The sequence below is a fragment of the Pseudomonas sp. R1-7 genome (assembly GCF_051132105.1).
Lineage (GTDB): Bacteria > Pseudomonadota > Gammaproteobacteria > Pseudomonadales > Pseudomonadaceae > Aquipseudomonas.
In genome coordinates this window covers 3,945,877-3,960,236 of record NZ_CP071661.1, presented here as the reverse complement: position 1 = coordinate 3,960,236, position 14,360 = coordinate 3,945,877, and the positions used below count along the sequence as shown (strand labels likewise).

Sequence of the window (14,360 nt, the reverse complement as noted above, 5' to 3'; positions counted from 1 at the left end):
AACGATCATGAGGGCAGGGCGATCTAGTCTTGCAGGCTCCAGGAGAGATCGCCATGTACCGCTTCTTCGAACAACTGAGCTCACGCATCGCCGCGCCGTTTCTGGGCGATCGATCACGCAACAGTAAAATCTGGCCGTGTCGTTGCGGTCAGTCGCTGTTCTTTCGCAACAGCCAATGCCTGGCCTGTCTGGCGGCGCTGGGCTATCAGCCGGAGCAGAGTCGCCTGTCGTCCCTGCAGCCCGGCGAGCAGCCTGGTACCTGGACCTTGGATGCCGACCCGCAGGCCGGACTGTTCCGTCGCTGCGCCAATCTCGATACCCCCGCGGCCTGCAACTGGCTGCTGCCAGCCAACGGGCAAGACACGCTGTGCATCGCCTGCAGCCTGAACCGCACGATTCCTGACCTGTCGATCCCGGAAAACCCTGAACGCTGGTGCAAGGTCGAAACCGCCAAGCGTCGTCTCGTGGCACAACTCATTACCCTCGGCCTGCCGGTCATCCCGAAGACCGCCGACGACGAAATCGGCCTGGCCTTCGACTTCATCGGCGTCGATCCCGACGGAAAGCCGCCGACGACCGGGCACGCCAGCGGCCTTGTCACCCTCGACATCAAGGAAGCCGACGATGCTCATCGCGAGCACGTGCGCCAGCAGATGCATGAGCCGTATCGCACGTTGCTCGGGCATTTTCGTCATGAGGTGGGCCATTATTATTGGGATCGGTTGATTGCCGACAGCCATTGGCTGGAGCCGTTTCGCACGCTGTTCGGCGATGAGCGTGCCAGTTATTCCGAGGCTTTGGAGCGTCACTACCAACAAGGCGCGCCGCTGGATTGGCAAAGCCGCTACGTGAGCGCCTACGCCACCATGCATCCATGGGAAGATTGGGCCGAAACCTGGGCCCATTACCTGCACATGATGGATGCCGTCGACACCGCGTTGGGCTTCGGCATGAGTGCGCGGGAAATGGATTTCGACTACCAGCCGTTTCCCCCCGAGACCTTGTACGACGCCGAACACGCAGGCGGTGCGGCTTTCCTTTCGTTCGTCAATGCCTGGATCGAACTGGCCGGTATGCTCAACGAATTGTCCCGCAGCATGGGGCAGCCGGATTTCTACCCGTTCGTCGTACCGGCCGCGGTGATCACCAAATTGCATTTCATCCATCTGGTGATCCAGGAGGAGGGCGGCCGAGCGGATGAGGTGTTGTTGTAGGTCCTATGGATGGAAGCCGGCATCCCTCGCGAATGTGCCGGCGCCTTCGCGAGCAAGCGTTGCTCCCACAGCAAGTGCTTGAACACCTTCGGTTTTTCAATACGACACGAACGGTTGTAACTTCTTGTCAGATAGGTACAATGGCGCGGCTCGCCGTCAGGCGGGCGTCGTTATGGTGACCCCATCGGTCCCCCCGCAACGATTACCCGTGAACCTGGTCAGATCCGGAAGGAAGCAGCCACAGCGGGAACATTGTGTGCCGGGGTGTGGCTGGTGGGGTTGCCTCCATAACGCTCCAGGCCTTCGTTCGCAAGGTCTGCCAAAATTCTCCATGATTGCTTGTTTGCGCCGGGTTCGGTCAATGTCCCCTGCTGTCCAGGTATCGTGCGCTCACACGTTTCGACAGTTTCCTACCGTTGATCGGGACTGTCAGATCTGACAGTAGAGCCGGATGCCCTTTTTTCCTACGTTCGTGTGCGTCAGGCACCTGTTGATCGAGTACCCAATCCATGGGGCTTTGCAGTCGCAGGGGCGCGCAGCCAGGGGCAAGCTCATGAGCGAAGACAGGGTATCGACGCAAGGCGCAAGCGGCATCGCGGTCAAGTTCGCTGCGGCGCTCGGATGGTTGGCATTGTTCCTCCAGCTTTACCTGATCCTGGCTTCGCGCTGGCAGGATGGGAGGAGTTTGCTGGGGGGAGTGGACGTCTTTTTCAGTTATTTCACGGTGCTGACCAATATTTTGGTAGCCGTGGTGCTGACGTTCGCTGCGACCTCAGGCGATTCGCCGTTGCGGCGCTTCTTCCTCCGGCCGTCCGTGCAGTGCGGGGTGGCTGCTGCCATTATAGTGGTCTGCCTGGCCTACAACCTGCTGCTGCGTCACACCTGGAATCCCCAGGGTTTGCAATGGGTGGCCGATGAGTTGTTGCACGACGTGATGCCTGTTCTGTTTGTCATCTATTGGTGGTTCTGTGTGCCAAAGGGAATCTTGCGCTGGGGCAGTGTGTGGCCGTGGCTGATCTACCCCTTGGTCTATTTCATTTACATCCTGATACGCGGCCGCTGGGTCGGCTCCTATCCTTATCCATTCATCGAAGTGGATCGATTGGGTTATCCGCAGACCCTGGCTAATGCGTTGATGGTGCTGTTGGGTTTTTTGGTGGTGTCATGGGTGGTCGTGGCTGTGGATCGGGCGAGAGGCAAGGGTTGATCGGTTTGGACTGTCAGCCCGGCCCCACGCGTTCCGATCTGTCAGGCATCGCCCGTTTGGATGACTCTCGTCACATCGCTTCAAGGCTTGGACAACGCCTGGTCAACCGCCGCAATCAGCTTCCCAAGGTCTTTCGGGGTGGCTTTGTGGATGACGCTGAACAGGTACGCCCGTTGCTCATCTTCGTCGCCCATGTCTGCGAAGAAAACCTTGGGCTGGACGTCCAGTACGTTGGCAAGCAGGAGCAACGCCTCGACGCTGGGAGTGTAAGTACCGGTTTCGAAGCGGCTGATGGTTTTGGGGTCAAAACCGGTCTTTTCGCCAAGTTCAGCCTGAGTCAGCCCCGCTACTTTGCGGTAGCGTCTGATGGCTGGACCCAGACTTGAAATTTGCATCGCTTAATTCCCATTCAGAATCAAGAACTTAACGATAGATTTTTGCATTAGGCAACCGCGTGTTCCATCACCTTGCTTTGCAAAATGTGATGTGTTTCGTAGAATCGACCTTTGGTACGGGAGTTTGGTGATCTGCTTCGGAAGCCGGGCGTGTGGGTAGGCCGGGGCTCGCGCTTCTTTTCGCAGTGACACAAGGCGGGGCTTGGAGTGTTCAGGCCGTACCGCCAGCGTCCGTACTCCAGCTCTCTCAAGGTATTTGAGCCTAGTTGATTTTCGCCCGTCCGGGGGCGGTGCAACCGCGCGCGACAAACGAGCCTGACTCATGGATGACTGCTTCGATGGATAAGAAGTACCGCAGGGCTGTCGACGCCGCCGCCATTTTTTCCGAAACCGACTTGAGCGGGCGTATCACGTACGTCAACGATCAGTTTTGCGAGCTGTTTGGCTACCCGCGTGATGAGCTGTTGGGGGAGAGCCACCGGCTCCTCAATTCCGGCCAGCATCCCGGCGAGTTCTTCAGCGCCATGTGGCGGACTATCGCCATGGGAAAAGTCTGGAAGGGTGAAATCTGCAATCGGGCCAAGGACGGTACGCTGCATTGGGTCGATACCACGCTGGTGCCGGTAGCCGACGAAACCACGGGGCGCGTCGAGCGTTATCTGGCGATTCGCTTCGACGTCAGCGAAAAACGGCGCCTGCTGCATTCACTGCAATGGCGTGTCGGTCATGACGTGCTCACGGGGTTGCCCAATCGCACCTACTTGTCCGACCTGCTGGACCAGGCACTTGAATTTTCCCGGGTGGAAAACCTGCCGCTCGCCGTGTGCATGCTCGACCTGGACGGTTTCAAGGCAGTCAACGACGGTTATGGCCACGCCATCGGTGATCGATTGCTGATGGAGGTCGCCAGGCGGTTGCGCAGCATTGTGCGGGGCGAGGACGTTGTCGCTCGACTGGCCGGGGATGAGTTCGTGCTGGTGTTGCGTCATGTGCATGGCATGGACGAGCTGCACGCGGCATTGAACCGGGTGCTGATCGCGGTCTCCATGCCTTACGTCATCGACGGCAAGAGCATCAATGTTTTCGCCAGCGTCGGTGTCACCCTGTCTCCCTGGGATAACGAGGACGCCGATACGTTGCTGCGCCACGCCGACCAGGCGATGTATGTGGCCAAGCAGAGCGGTCGCAATCGTTTCCATCTGTTCGATGTGTCCAGGGACAAAGAGGTGCGGGCCACCTACCAGACCGTTGAGCGGGTCCGCCAAGCCCTGGCTGACAATGAGCTGCGGCTGCATTTCCAACCCAAGGTCAACATGCGCAATGGCGCGGTGGTCGGTCTCGAGGCGTTGTTGCGCTGGAAACACCCGCGACGTGGCCTGGTGCCGCCGCGTGAGTTCCTGCCATTGGTGGAAGAGACCGACCTGATTGTCGAGGTGGGTGAATGGGTCATGGAGCAGGTGTTGACCCAGCTACAGCAATGGCAACGTGTGGGGCAGGGGTGGCCGGTGAGCATCAACATATCGGCGCGGCACTTCCAGCGGGCGGATTTCGTCGAGCGGTTGCAGGGGATGTTGGAGCGGCATCCGGCGGTGTCCCCGCGCATGCTCGACCTGCAGATTGTCGAGTCGGTCGCGGTGGAAAATCTCGCCCAGGTCAGCGCCTGCCTCCAGGCCTGCCAAGCCTTGGGGGTAGGGTTTTCCCTGGGTGGATTCGGCACGGGCAATTGTTCGCTCAACGACCTCAAGCACTTGCGTACGCAAACCATCAAGATCGACAAGACATTCGTGCGCGATATTCTCGAGGACCGAGACGACCTGGCGTTGACCAAGGCGGTGATCGGCCTCGCCCGGGCATTTGGTCGCCAGGTGGTCGCGGAGGGCCTGGACAGCCTCGAGCACGGTCAGTTGCTGTTGCGCCTGGGCTGCGAGGTGGCCCAAGGGTATTTCATCGCCCGGCCCATGCCGGCCGGCCAGGTGCCTGGCTGGGCGAAGAGCTTTGTCCCGCCACCGCAATGGCAGGTCTTTCCAGGAAGTCATGGAGACGCGACGCCGGCCTGCGACCCTTCGGAGCGGCCGGTATAGAGCTGGATGATCGCGTCGATTTCCCCGGACATCTTCATGTTCAACAAGGTGCGCAGGATGCGCTGTGCCGGAATCTTCGGATCATTGCGCACATAGCAGCTCAATTGCTGTTCCTGGAGGACGGCGACTTCATGTAGCTGTCGGTCAGCGCTGTGACGCTGGTTGAACCAGTCCAGCGCCCATTGATTACTGACCGCATAGCGATAGCGCCCGGCCACCAGTTTTGCCAACACTTGATCCTGGCTGCGCGCATCGTCACGCCGCAGGTGAGCGCTGTCGAACAATGGCTGCAGGGTGGGATAGCTGTAGCTGAGCACGGTACCGATGGCCTGTTGCGTGAGCGCCCGAGGCGTTATGCGGGCGGGAGCGCTGGCCAAGCCGACGAGCACATCGCGCTGGAAAAATAGCGGGACACTCCACAGATAATCCCCGCCTTTATCCTTTACCCAGTCAGGCGAGACGTAACAGCGCAGGTCTATTTCGCCATGCTCCATGGCGCTGTCCAGCCTTGCGCGGGCCAGGACATGGAATTGCGCCGGCATGCCCACCTGTGTCGCCAGGCTGGTCATGATGTCCGGCAGGATGCCCTGTGTCGGGCGACCTCTATCGATCTGCACCATGGGCATGGCCCAGCCATCGGTGATGGCGAAACGCAAGGGGACCTCATCAGCGAAACATCCCGTTCCCAATAACAGCAAAGCCCCCATGGCCAAGCGCATAAACTCTCCTGACTGTACAAAAGCGTGTCGACAACCGAGCTTTCCAACCAAGCTTAGTCAGATTAGACGAGGACACCGGATGCAATTTCGCCCCTGCTCCGCTAGCATTAGCCGCTTATGTTCCTTCGTTGCGACGGTTTTCGATGAGTTATCAGGTTCTTGCACGTAAATGGCGTCCGCGCTCGTTCCGCGAAATGGTCGGCCAGACCCATGTGCTCAAGGCTCTGATCAATGCCTTGGACAGCCAGCGGCTGCACCATGCCTATCTGTTCACCGGCACCCGCGGCGTGGGCAAGACCACCATCGCGCGGATCATCGCCAAGTGCGTGAACTGCGAAACCGGTATCACTTCGACGCCTTGCGGCGAATGTTCGGTCTGTCGGGAAATCGACGAAGGTCGTTTTGTCGACCTGATCGAAATCGACGCCGCGAGCCGCACCAAGGTCGAGGACACCCGCGAGCTGCTCGACAACGTGCAGTACGCCCCGAGCCGTGGGCGCTTCAAGGTCTACCTGATCGACGAAGTGCACATGCTCTCCAGCCATTCCTTCAACGCGCTGCTCAAGACGCTTGAAGAGCCGCCGCCCTACGTCAAGTTCATCCTGGCGACCACCGACCCGCAGAAACTCCCCGCAACGATTCTGTCGCGCTGCTTGCAGTTCTCCCTGAAGAACATGACGCCGGAACGCGTCGTCGAGCACCTGACGCATGTGCTGGGTGTCGAGAACGTGCCGTTCGAGGATGATGCGCTGTGGCTGCTGGGCCGCGCCGCCGACGGTTCGATGCGTGATGCCATGAGCCTGACCGACCAGGCCATCGCCTTCGGTGAAGGCAAGGTCATGGCTGCCGAGGTGCGCGCCATGCTCGGCACCCTCGATCACGGCCAGGTCTACGACGTTTTGCATGCGCTGATCGAAGGGGACGCAAAGGCGTTGCTGGAAGCGGTGCGCCACTTGGCCGAGCAGGGGCCGGACTGGAACGGCGTGCTTTCAGAGATTCTCAACGTGTTGCACCGGGTCGCCATCGCCCAGGCCTTGCCCGAGGGGGTCGACAACGGCCACGGTGACCGGGACCGCGTGCTGTCTTTGGCCCAGGCGCTGCCGGCCGAAGACGTGCAGTTTTATTACCAGATGGGCCTGATCGGTCGCCGCGACCTGCCCTTGGCACCGGATCCGCGTGGCGGCTTCGAGATGGTGCTGCTGCGAATGCTTGCGTTCCGACCGGCCGATACGGCGGACGCGCCGAGACAAGCGCTAAAGCCAGTGGGGATCAGCCAGGCCACAGCTGATTCCGCCAAGCCAGTGGCTGCCACGCCCGTTGTTGCGTCGGCAGTGGCTTCTGCTCCGGTAGCGGCGCCCGCAGCCCAACCGGCGCCTGTCGTTACCGCGCCGGAGCCGGTCGTCGAGCCGGAACCTGAGCCAGCCGCCGAAGCGTTGCCCGAGCCCGTCGCCGAAGAAGTCATCGACCTGCCCTGGAACGATCCTGTCGAGCCGCAGATTGTCCAGCAACCCGCCGTGGAGCCGGTGCTGGAAACCATCGCCGAGCAGCCCGAGTTGCCGCCGATGCCCATGCCGACCCCCGACAGCGTCGTGCCCGATGCACCCGAGTGGGTGGCTGCGCCGATGCCGGAGCCAACGGTGGCCGACGTCGATGTCGCGACGCCGGGCATCGACCTGGACGATGAGCCGCCGCTGGATGAGGATTACATCGAGCCGGACATGGATTCGGCGTACAGCTACCTGGATGACCTGGCCAGTGAGCATGCCGCCGAGCCGGCCCCTGAGCCCGAGCCGGAACCAGCGGCGATGCCGGCCACCGGGCTGGCCCTGCAATGGCTGGAGCTGTTCCCCAAGCTGCAGATCAGCGGCATGACCGGCAGCATCGCCGCCAACTGTACGTTGATCTCGGTGGAGGGCGACCATTGGTTGCTGCATCTGGATCCGGCCCACAGCGCGTTGTTCAACGCGACCCAGCAGCGTCGCCTAAACGATGCGCTGAACCAGTACCACCAGCGCACGCTCACGTTGACCATCGAGCTGATCAAGCCCGAGCAGGAAACCCCGGCCCAGGCCGCGTCCCGGCGCCGTGCCGACCGACAGCGCGAGGCCGAGGAGTCGATCCACAACGATCCGTTCATCCAGCAGATGATGCAACAGTTCGGCGCCGTGGTCCGTCACGATACTATCGAACCTGTCGAGGCCCCGGTCACCCAGGGCTCATAACTGAAGGCGCCGGGCCGGGCAGGCCGGGCGCGTTGTTTATCCAAGTACTTTCGAGGTGATTACCATGATGAAAGGTGGCATGGCCGGCCTGATGAAGCAGGCGCAGCAGATGCAGGAAAAAATGGCCAAGATGCAGGAAGAACTGGCCAACGCTGAAGTCACCGGCAAGTCCGGCGGCGACATGGTGACCGTGGTCATGACCGGTCGCCACGACATCAAGCGTGTCAGCATCGACCCGAGCGTGGTCGAAGGCTTGAGCGAAGATGACAAGGAAATGCTCGAAGCCCTGTTTGCCGCCGCCGTCAACGACGCAGTGCGCAAGATCGAAGCCAACAGCCAGGACAAGATGTCCGGCATGACCGCTGGCATGCAACTGCCGCCGGGCATGAAACTGCCGTTCTGATTCGCCATCCCGCGTGGGATGGGCTACACACAATGCCAGGCATCGCGCCTGGCATTTTTGTTTCTGGTCCAGATACTTCGGCGGATGTCAGGTCGCTATCGTCGGAACGCCGCCCGGAGCAAGCTCGCTCCCACAGGGTTCATGAGTGAGCACAAATCTTGTATTCACCACAGTCCACTGTGGGAGCGAGCTTGCTCGCGATGCGGTCACTGCGGTCCAACCGAACAAACATCGAACGCCGCCCCCTCGGCAATGGTCTGCTTCCTATACGTGTCCGCTCAACGAACAAGGAGACGCATCCATGTCATCGATTTCCAACCAGCGCATCGTCTTGGCCTCACGCCCCCAAGGTGCGCCAACCTCCGAAAACTTTCGTCTTGAACACGTGACGCTGCCGGACCTGGCCGAAGGGCAAATCCTGCTCAAGACGCTGTTCCTGTCCCTGGACCCCTACATGCGCGGGCGCATGAGTGACGCGCCTTCCTACGCCGCGCCGGTGCAAATCGACGAGGTGATGACCGGTGGCGCTGTCAGCCGGGTAGAGCGCTCTATGCATCCGAAATTCCATGAGGGTGATCTGGTGGTGGGCGCCACGGGTTGGCAAAGCCACTGCATCAGCGATGGCCGGAACGTGATTCCAATCCCTTCCGGCTTGCCCAGTCCCTCGATGGCCCTTGGAGTGCTGGGGATGCCTGGCATGACGGCCTACATGGGGTTGATGGACATTGGCCAGCCCAAGGCCGGCGAAACCCTGGTCGTGGCGGCGGCATCGGGCGCCGTGGGCTCTGTGGTGGGTCAAGTGGCAAAGATCAAGGGCCTGCGGGTGGTGGGGGTGGCGGGAGGCAGCGAGAAGTGCAAATACGTGGTCGATGAGCTGGGTTTCGATGCTTGCGTCGACCATAAAGGCGCGAACTTCGCCGAAGAGCTGGCCCAGGCTTGCAACCAAGGCATTGACATCTATTACGAGAACGTCGGCGGAAAGGTCTTCGATGCGGTGGTGCCGCTGCTCAACCCCAAGGCGCGCATCCCGCTTTGCGGCTTGATCGCGTCCTACAACGATCATCAGCCACCAAGTGGTCCGGATCGCCTGCCGCAGTTACAGCGCACGCTGCTGACCAAGCGCGTGCGGATCCAGGGTTTCATCGTGTTCGACGACTACGGTGATCGCCAGCCGGAGTTCATCAGCGCCATGGCGCCTTGGGTGCGCGATGGCAAGGTCAAGTTCCGCGAAGACGTGGTCGACGGTCTCGAAAACGCGCCCCAGGCCTTTATCGGCATGTTGGAGGGGCGAAACTTCGGCAAGTTGGTGGTGCGAGTGGGGCGCGATTGAGTATTTGACGCTAATCGGAGGCGCGGGTATAAACCGCGTCTCGTTGTTATGTCGGACGTTTCCTCCATGAGCTTCAGCCCTTTGATTCGCCAACTGATCGATGCCCTGCGAACCTTGCCGGGCGTGGGTCAGAAAACTGCCCAGCGCATGGCGTTGCAACTGCTAGAGCGTGATCGCAGCGGCGGGTCGCGCCTGGCCCTGGCCTTGAGCCAGGCCATGGAAGGTGTCGGGCACTGCCGCCAGTGTCGTACCCTGACTGAAGACGACCTTTGCCCGCAATGTGCCGATCCGCGTCGGGACGACAGCCTGCTCTGCGTGGTCGAGGGGCCGATGGACGTGTATGCGGTGGAGCAAACCGGCTTTCGCGGGCGTTATTTCGTGCTCAAGGGCCATTTGTCCCCGCTCGACGGCTTGGGGCCTGAAGCCATCGGCATCCCGCAACTGATCGCGCGGATCGAAGAGGCGGGTACGTTCAAGGAAGTCATCCTCGCCACCAACCCGACGGTCGAAGGCGAAGCCACCGCCCATTACATTGCCCAGTTGCTGAGCAACAAAGGCCTGGTCGCCTCTCGCATCGCCCACGGCGTGCCGCTGGGAGGGGAGTTGGAATTGGTCGATGGCGGGACACTGGCGCATTCGTTTGCGGGGCGCAAGCCGATCGCGTTGTAGCTGCACGCAGACCCTGTGGGAGCGAGCTTGCTCGCTCCCACAGGGTTATTCGTTGTTCAGAGGTTATTTTTCGCTGAGCGAGAACTGCGTCAGGCAGAACGTCGGGATGCCCATGTCTTCCAGGCGCTGGGAGCCGAGCAGCTCCGGCAGATCGATGATCGCGGCGGCTTCATGGACCTTCGCGCCCATGCGGCGGATCAGGTTGGCGGCGGCAATCAGCGTCCCGCCAGTGGCGATCAGGTCATCGAACATCACCACCGAATCACCCTCGCACAGGCTGTCGGCGTGCACTTCCAGGAAAGCCTCGCCGTACTCGGTCTGGTAACCCTCGGCCAATACATCGGCCGGTAGCTTGCCTTGCTTGCGAAACAATACCAGCGGCTTGTTCAACTGATAGGCCAGGATCGAGCCGATCAGGAAGCCTCGCGCATCCATCGCGCCGATGTGCGTGAACTCGGCCTCTACATAGCGGTGGGCGAAACTGTCCATGACCAGCCGCAGGGCGGTGGGTGACTGGAACAGCGGCGTGATGTCGCGAAAGATCACGCCTGGCTTGGGAAAGTCGATCACGGGGCGGATCAGCGATTTGATGTCGAAGGAGTCGAAGACCATCGTCGAGGTGTCCTGGCTGGCTACAAACGCGGCAGTATAGCGCGGCGGGGCAAAAGCCTCAGCCGCGCAAGCGCGTCAGCCTTCGACCGAGCCGCCGGCCAGGGCGCAGAGTTGGATCGGATCGAGGATATGGATCTCCTTGCCTTCGGCTGCGATCAATTCGCTCTGCTGGAAGCGGGTGAAGACCCGGGACACGGTTTCCACGGCCAGGCCCAGGTAGTTACCGATTTCATTGCGGGACATGCTCAAGCGGAACTGATTGGCCGAAAACCCACGGGCACGAAAACGCGCCGAGAGGTTGACCAGGAACGTGGCGATGCGCTCGTCGGCGGTCTTCTTCGAGAGCAACAGCATCATCTGCTGGTCGTCACGGATCTCCCGGCTCATCACCCGCATCAATTGCCGGCGCAGTTGCGGCAGTTGCAGGGCCAGTTCGTCGAGACGATCGAAAGGAATTTCACACACCGAGGTGGTTTCCAGCGCCTGGGCCGAAACCGGATGGGTCTCGGTGTCCATTCCCGACAGGCCCACGAGCTCGCTGGGCAGATGGAAGCCGGTGAGCTGCTCTTCGCCACCGTCGCTCAGGTTGAAGGTCTTCAAGGCGCCCGAGCGCACGGCGTAGACCGAGTCAAAGGCATCACCCTGGCGAAACAGGAACTCACCTTTTTTCAGCGGCCGTCCCCGTTTAACGATGTCGTCCAGCGCGTCCATGTCCTCCAGATTCAACGAAAGTGGCAGGCACAGCGGGGCCAGGCTGCAGTCCTTGCAATGGGCCTGGTTGTGAGCGCGGGATTTGACTGGCTCGGACATTTCTTAAATCCTTGTGAGAAAAACACACATAAGCCGTAAGGGTAACCCACCGTACAAACTCCGGCCAGTGCAGTATCACCGTCAAATTGTCGCGCTCAGATGACTCGGGAAAAACGCTGTCGGTTTTGCTGCTCCAAATACGCGTCGAAGACCATGCAGACAGAACGCACCAACAGGCGCCCGGCGGGCAGTACCTTGATATGCGTTTGGGTCAATTCCAGCAGTCCGTCGGACGCCATTGTCTGTAATTGCGGCCATAACGACGCGAAATAACCCCGAAAATCGACATTGAAGTCTTGCTCTATCTCGGCGAACGCCAGCGAGAAATGGCAGATCAGTTGTTGGATCACTGCGCGTCGCAACCGGTCGTCGGCATTGCACACCAGTCCGCGGCTGGTAGCCAACTGCCCGTCGGCAAGAGCGTTCTGGTATTGGGCCAGGTCGCTGCTGTTCTGGCAGTACAGATCGCCGACCTGGCTGATGGCCGACACGCCGAGGCCGATCAGGTCGCAATGCCCGTGGGTGGTATAGCCTTGGAAGTTGCGTTGCAGGGTCGCTTCCTCTTGGGCAATCGCCAGTTCGTCGTCGGGCAGGGCGAAGTGGTCCATGCCGATGTAGCGATAACCGGCGGCGGTCAGTTGCTCGATGGTGCCTTGCAGCATGGCCAGTTTCTGGACCGGGTTCGGCAGGTCCTGGCTATTGATCCGCCGTTGCGGCATGAAGCGTTCCGGCAGGTGGGCGTAATTGAAGACCGAAAGGCGGTCGGGTTGCAGGCTGATGACTTCCTCGACGGTGCGGGCGAAGTTTTCTGGTGTTTGCTTGGGCAAGCCGTAGATCAGGTCGATGTTGATCGAGCGAAATTGCAACGTGCGCGCAGCTTCGATCACCGCGCGGGTTTCTTCCAGGCTTTGCAGGCGGTTGACGGCTCGCTGCACCGCTGGGTCGAGGTCTTGCAGGCCGATGCTGACCCGGTTGAAGCCCAGTTCCCGCAGCAGGCCCATGGTCGACCAGTCGGCTTCCCGGGGATCGATCTCGATGCCGTAGTCGCCGGAATCGTCGTCCATCAGGCTCAGGTGCTGGCGCAACTTGGCCATCAACTGGCGCAGTTCGTCATGACTGAGAAACGTCGGCGTGCCTCCGCCCAAATGCAGTTGTTCAACGCGCTGGGCGGGGTCGAGGTGGCAGCCGATCAGCTGGATTTCCTGCTCCAGGCGTTGCAGGTAGGCATGGGCGCGACCGCGATCCTTGGTGATGACTTTGTTGCAGGCGCAGTAGTAGCAGATATTGGCGCAAAACGGCACGTGCACATACAACGACAGGGGCTTGAGCGCCTTGCGACTGTCGCGAAGCGCGTGGAGCAAGTCGAAGGAGCCCACCTGGCCGGCGAACTGCGCCGCAGTTGGGTAAGAGGTGTAGCGTGGTCCCGCCAGGTCATAGCGGCGGATCAGGTCTGAGTCCCAACGAATGGCGTCGAGCATGCGGGCGTTCCCCGGATAGGCTGGCATGGTCGAAAGTCTATGGGGGAGGGGAAACGGGCGTGTTGATTTGCGTCAACGGCGCATCAGCAGTCGTCGAGGGGCGACGTCTGTCCAGGCCACTCAAGACCCGTGGCGAGGGAGCTTGCTCCCGCTCGGCTGCGCAGCAGACGCAATATCAGCTAGATGCGTTCTGCCTGAAGATCGTAGGGGCCTGCTTTGCAGGCCAGCGGGAGCAAGCTCCCTCGCCACGGGGGCTGTTGCGGTGGTTGAGTTCATTCTCTCTGAATGGCTGGCGAAGATGGCGATTCGCTCAGTGCCCCATGAGCCAATGCTGGTGCGGCCCCGGCAGCGTCCAGATGCCGAAGACAATCACCAGCAATCCGCCGGCCATCCGCACACTACGCTTACGCAGCAGGGCGGTGACGCGCTCGGCCGCCAGGCCCGTGGCGAGCAGCACGGGCCAGGTGCCGAGGCCGAAGGCGAGCATCAACAGCGCGCTGTCCAGCGCATTGCCCTGGCTGGCGGACCACAGCAGGGTGCTGTAGACCAACCCGCAGGGCAACCAGCCCCACAATGCGCCGAGCAGCAGCGCCCGTGGCAGGCTCGATACCGGTAGCAGGCGGTTGGCGACGGGCTGGATGTGTCGCCACAGACCACGGCCGATACTTTCGATGCGGGTCAGGCCGCTCCACCATCCGGCGAGATACAGGCCCATCGCGATCAGCAGCAGACCCGCCAGCACGCGCATGATCATCGCCGCAGGGCTGTTGGCGACGGCCCAGCCGGCCAGGCCGATCAGCAAGCCGGCCGTGGCGTAACTCAGGATCCGTCCCACGTTGTAGGCCAGCAACAGCCGAAAGCGCCGGCTGCGCTGTTCCTTGGGAATCGCCAGGGTAAGGGCGCCCATCAGGCCGCCGCACATGCCCAGGCAATGGCCGCCGCCCAGCAGGCCGAGGATGACGGCCGAGACCAGTAGCGGCGCCAGATCAAGCATGGGGCGGCGCCTTGTCATCGGTTTTTTGGGTCTCGCCGCTGGCTTCGTCCACCGCCGCCTTGTGGTTCGGGTCCTGGTCGTCGAACAGAATGCTATGGGCCGGGCCGTCAAGGTCGTCGTATTGGCCGCTGTCGACGGCCCAGAAAAAAATGTACACGGCGATGGCCACGATCAGGAGCGCGGCGGGGATCATCACGTAAAGAGCTGGCATGTCGGATCTCCATGC

The 14,360-nt window shown here is 61.3% G+C and carries 14 protein-coding genes and 1 other RNA gene; 8 read left to right on the top strand and 7 right to left on the bottom strand.

Features of this window, described 5'->3' with window-relative positions:
- The first annotated feature begins 53 nt into the window (after window positions 1-53).
- From J3P79_RS17670 to J3P79_RS17660, 3 genes are all read left to right on the top strand, one after another.
- Window positions 54-1,214, top strand: a complete 1,161-nt coding sequence (locus J3P79_RS17670) for a zinc-binding metallopeptidase family protein (RefSeq protein WP_434604645.1) — start codon at window positions 54-56, stop codon at window positions 1,212-1,214.
- Between the two features lie 182 nt (window positions 1,215-1,396).
- An RNA gene (ffs, locus tag J3P79_RS17665) (signal recognition particle sRNA small type) lies at window positions 1,397-1,493 on the top strand.
- Between the two features lie 274 nt (window positions 1,494-1,767).
- Entirely contained in the window at window positions 1,768-2,421 is a 654-nt protein-coding gene (locus J3P79_RS17660; protein WP_434604643.1) for a Pr6Pr family membrane protein, read from the top strand.
- Window positions 2,422-2,501: 80 nt separating this feature from the next.
- Here the strand turns inward: J3P79_RS17660 and J3P79_RS17655 are convergent, their stop codons facing one another.
- The gene (locus tag J3P79_RS17655) at window positions 2,502-2,816 is read right to left on the bottom strand and encodes a helix-turn-helix domain-containing protein (RefSeq protein WP_434604641.1); all 315 of its coding nucleotides are present in this window, start codon (window positions 2,814-2,816) and stop codon (window positions 2,502-2,504) included.
- 338 nt (window positions 2,817-3,154) lie between these two features.
- Here J3P79_RS17655 and J3P79_RS17650 point away from each other — a divergent pair, with 338 nt between their 5' ends.
- Complete coding sequence (locus J3P79_RS17650; protein WP_434604639.1) at window positions 3,155-4,897, top strand: putative bifunctional diguanylate cyclase/phosphodiesterase; 1,743 nt, start codon at window positions 3,155-3,157, stop codon at window positions 4,895-4,897.
- Here the strand turns inward: J3P79_RS17650 and J3P79_RS17645 are convergent.
- Entirely contained in the window at window positions 4,849-5,616 is a 768-nt protein-coding gene (locus J3P79_RS17645; RefSeq protein WP_434604637.1) for a substrate-binding periplasmic protein, read from the bottom strand. The genes J3P79_RS17650 and J3P79_RS17645 overlap by 49 nt on opposite strands.
- Window positions 5,617-5,759: 143 nt before the next feature.
- Between J3P79_RS17645 and dnaX the strand changes: the two genes are divergently transcribed.
- The 4 genes from dnaX to recR all read left to right on the top strand — a co-directional run bounded on the left by dnaX (window position 5,760) and on the right by recR (window position 10,240).
- Window positions 5,760-7,838 carry a DNA polymerase III subunit gamma/tau gene (gene dnaX / locus J3P79_RS17640; RefSeq protein ID WP_434604635.1) on the top strand — a complete coding sequence of 693 codons (2,079 nt, stop codon included), beginning with the start codon at window positions 5,760-5,762 and terminating at the stop codon, window positions 7,836-7,838.
- 64 nt (window positions 7,839-7,902) lie between these two features.
- The gene (locus J3P79_RS17635) at window positions 7,903-8,241 is read left to right on the top strand and encodes a YbaB/EbfC family nucleoid-associated protein (protein WP_003183512.1); all 339 of its coding nucleotides are present in this window, start codon (window positions 7,903-7,905) and stop codon (window positions 8,239-8,241) included.
- A gap of 301 nt (window positions 8,242-8,542) precedes the next feature.
- A complete protein-coding gene (locus tag J3P79_RS17630) occupies window positions 8,543-9,571 on the top strand; it encodes an NADP-dependent oxidoreductase (RefSeq protein WP_434604633.1) in 1,029 nt (342 codons plus the stop codon).
- Window positions 9,572-9,637: 66 nt separating this feature from the next.
- Window positions 9,638-10,240: a recombination mediator RecR gene (recR, locus tag J3P79_RS17625; protein WP_039589404.1), complete on the top strand. Its 603-nt coding sequence runs from the start codon at window positions 9,638-9,640 to the stop codon at window positions 10,238-10,240.
- 63 nt (window positions 10,241-10,303) lie between these two features.
- Here the strand turns inward: recR and J3P79_RS17620 are convergent, their stop codons facing one another.
- The 5 genes from J3P79_RS17620 to ccoS form a co-directional block, all read right to left on the bottom strand.
- The gene (locus J3P79_RS17620) at window positions 10,304-10,852 is read right to left on the bottom strand and encodes an adenine phosphoribosyltransferase (protein ID WP_003183509.1); all 549 of its coding nucleotides are present in this window, start codon (window positions 10,850-10,852) and stop codon (window positions 10,304-10,306) included.
- A 75-nt stretch (window positions 10,853-10,927) separates the two neighbouring features.
- Window positions 10,928-11,662, bottom strand: a complete 735-nt coding sequence (gene fnr / locus J3P79_RS17615) for a fumarate/nitrate reduction transcriptional regulator Fnr (RefSeq protein ID WP_039589048.1) — start codon at window positions 11,660-11,662, stop codon at window positions 10,928-10,930.
- A 95-nt stretch (window positions 11,663-11,757) separates the two neighbouring features.
- On the bottom strand, window positions 11,758-13,140 hold the full coding sequence (gene hemN, locus J3P79_RS17610; RefSeq protein WP_434604630.1) for an oxygen-independent coproporphyrinogen III oxidase: 1,383 nt from the start codon (window positions 13,138-13,140) through the stop codon (window positions 11,758-11,760).
- 310 nt (window positions 13,141-13,450) lie between these two features.
- Window positions 13,451-14,134, bottom strand: a complete 684-nt coding sequence (locus J3P79_RS17605) for a sulfite exporter TauE/SafE family protein (protein ID WP_198723086.1) — start codon at window positions 14,132-14,134, stop codon at window positions 13,451-13,453.
- Complete coding sequence (ccoS, locus tag J3P79_RS17600; RefSeq protein WP_434604628.1) at window positions 14,127-14,345, bottom strand: cbb3-type cytochrome oxidase assembly protein CcoS; 219 nt, start codon at window positions 14,343-14,345, stop codon at window positions 14,127-14,129. Before ccoS ends, J3P79_RS17605 begins: the two co-directional genes overlap by 8 nt.
- Window positions 14,346-14,360: the final 15 nt, after the last annotated feature.

Excerpts from the sequence above, each read along its gene's own strand:
- J3P79_RS17655 (WP_434604641.1), bottom strand. The coding sequence starts at position 2,816 with ATGCAAATTTCAAGTCTGGGTCCAGCCATCAGACGCTACCGCAAAGTA.
- J3P79_RS17635 (WP_003183512.1), top strand. The coding sequence starts at position 7,903 with ATGATGAAAGGTGGCATGGCCGGCCTGATGAAGCAGGCGCAGCAGATG.
- J3P79_RS17660 (WP_434604643.1), top strand. The coding sequence starts at position 1,768 with ATGAGCGAAGACAGGGTATCGACGCAAGGCGCAAGCGGCATCGCGGTC.
- J3P79_RS17645 (WP_434604637.1), bottom strand. The coding sequence starts at position 5,616 with ATGCGCTTGGCCATGGGGGCTTTGCTGTTATTGGGAACGGGATGTTTC.
- fnr (WP_039589048.1), bottom strand. The coding sequence starts at position 11,662 with ATGTCCGAGCCAGTCAAATCCCGCGCTCACAACCAGGCCCATTGCAAG.
- J3P79_RS17650 (WP_434604639.1), top strand. The coding sequence starts at position 3,155 with ATGGATAAGAAGTACCGCAGGGCTGTCGACGCCGCCGCCATTTTTTCC.
- J3P79_RS17670 (WP_434604645.1), top strand. The coding sequence starts at position 54 with ATGTACCGCTTCTTCGAACAACTGAGCTCACGCATCGCCGCGCCGTTT.
- ccoS (WP_434604628.1), bottom strand. The coding sequence starts at position 14,345 with ATGCCAGCTCTTTACGTGATGATCCCCGCCGCGCTCCTGATCGTGGCC.
- recR (WP_039589404.1), top strand. The coding sequence starts at position 9,638 with ATGAGCTTCAGCCCTTTGATTCGCCAACTGATCGATGCCCTGCGAACC.
- J3P79_RS17620 (WP_003183509.1), bottom strand. The coding sequence starts at position 10,852 with ATGGTCTTCGACTCCTTCGACATCAAATCGCTGATCCGCCCCGTGATC.
- hemN (WP_434604630.1), bottom strand. The coding sequence starts at position 13,140 with ATGCTCGACGCCATTCGTTGGGACTCAGACCTGATCCGCCGCTATGAC.
- J3P79_RS17630 (WP_434604633.1), top strand. The coding sequence starts at position 8,543 with ATGTCATCGATTTCCAACCAGCGCATCGTCTTGGCCTCACGCCCCCAA.
- J3P79_RS17605 (WP_198723086.1), bottom strand. The coding sequence starts at position 14,134 with ATGCTTGATCTGGCGCCGCTACTGGTCTCGGCCGTCATCCTCGGCCTG.
- dnaX (WP_434604635.1), top strand. The coding sequence starts at position 5,760 with ATGAGTTATCAGGTTCTTGCACGTAAATGGCGTCCGCGCTCGTTCCGC.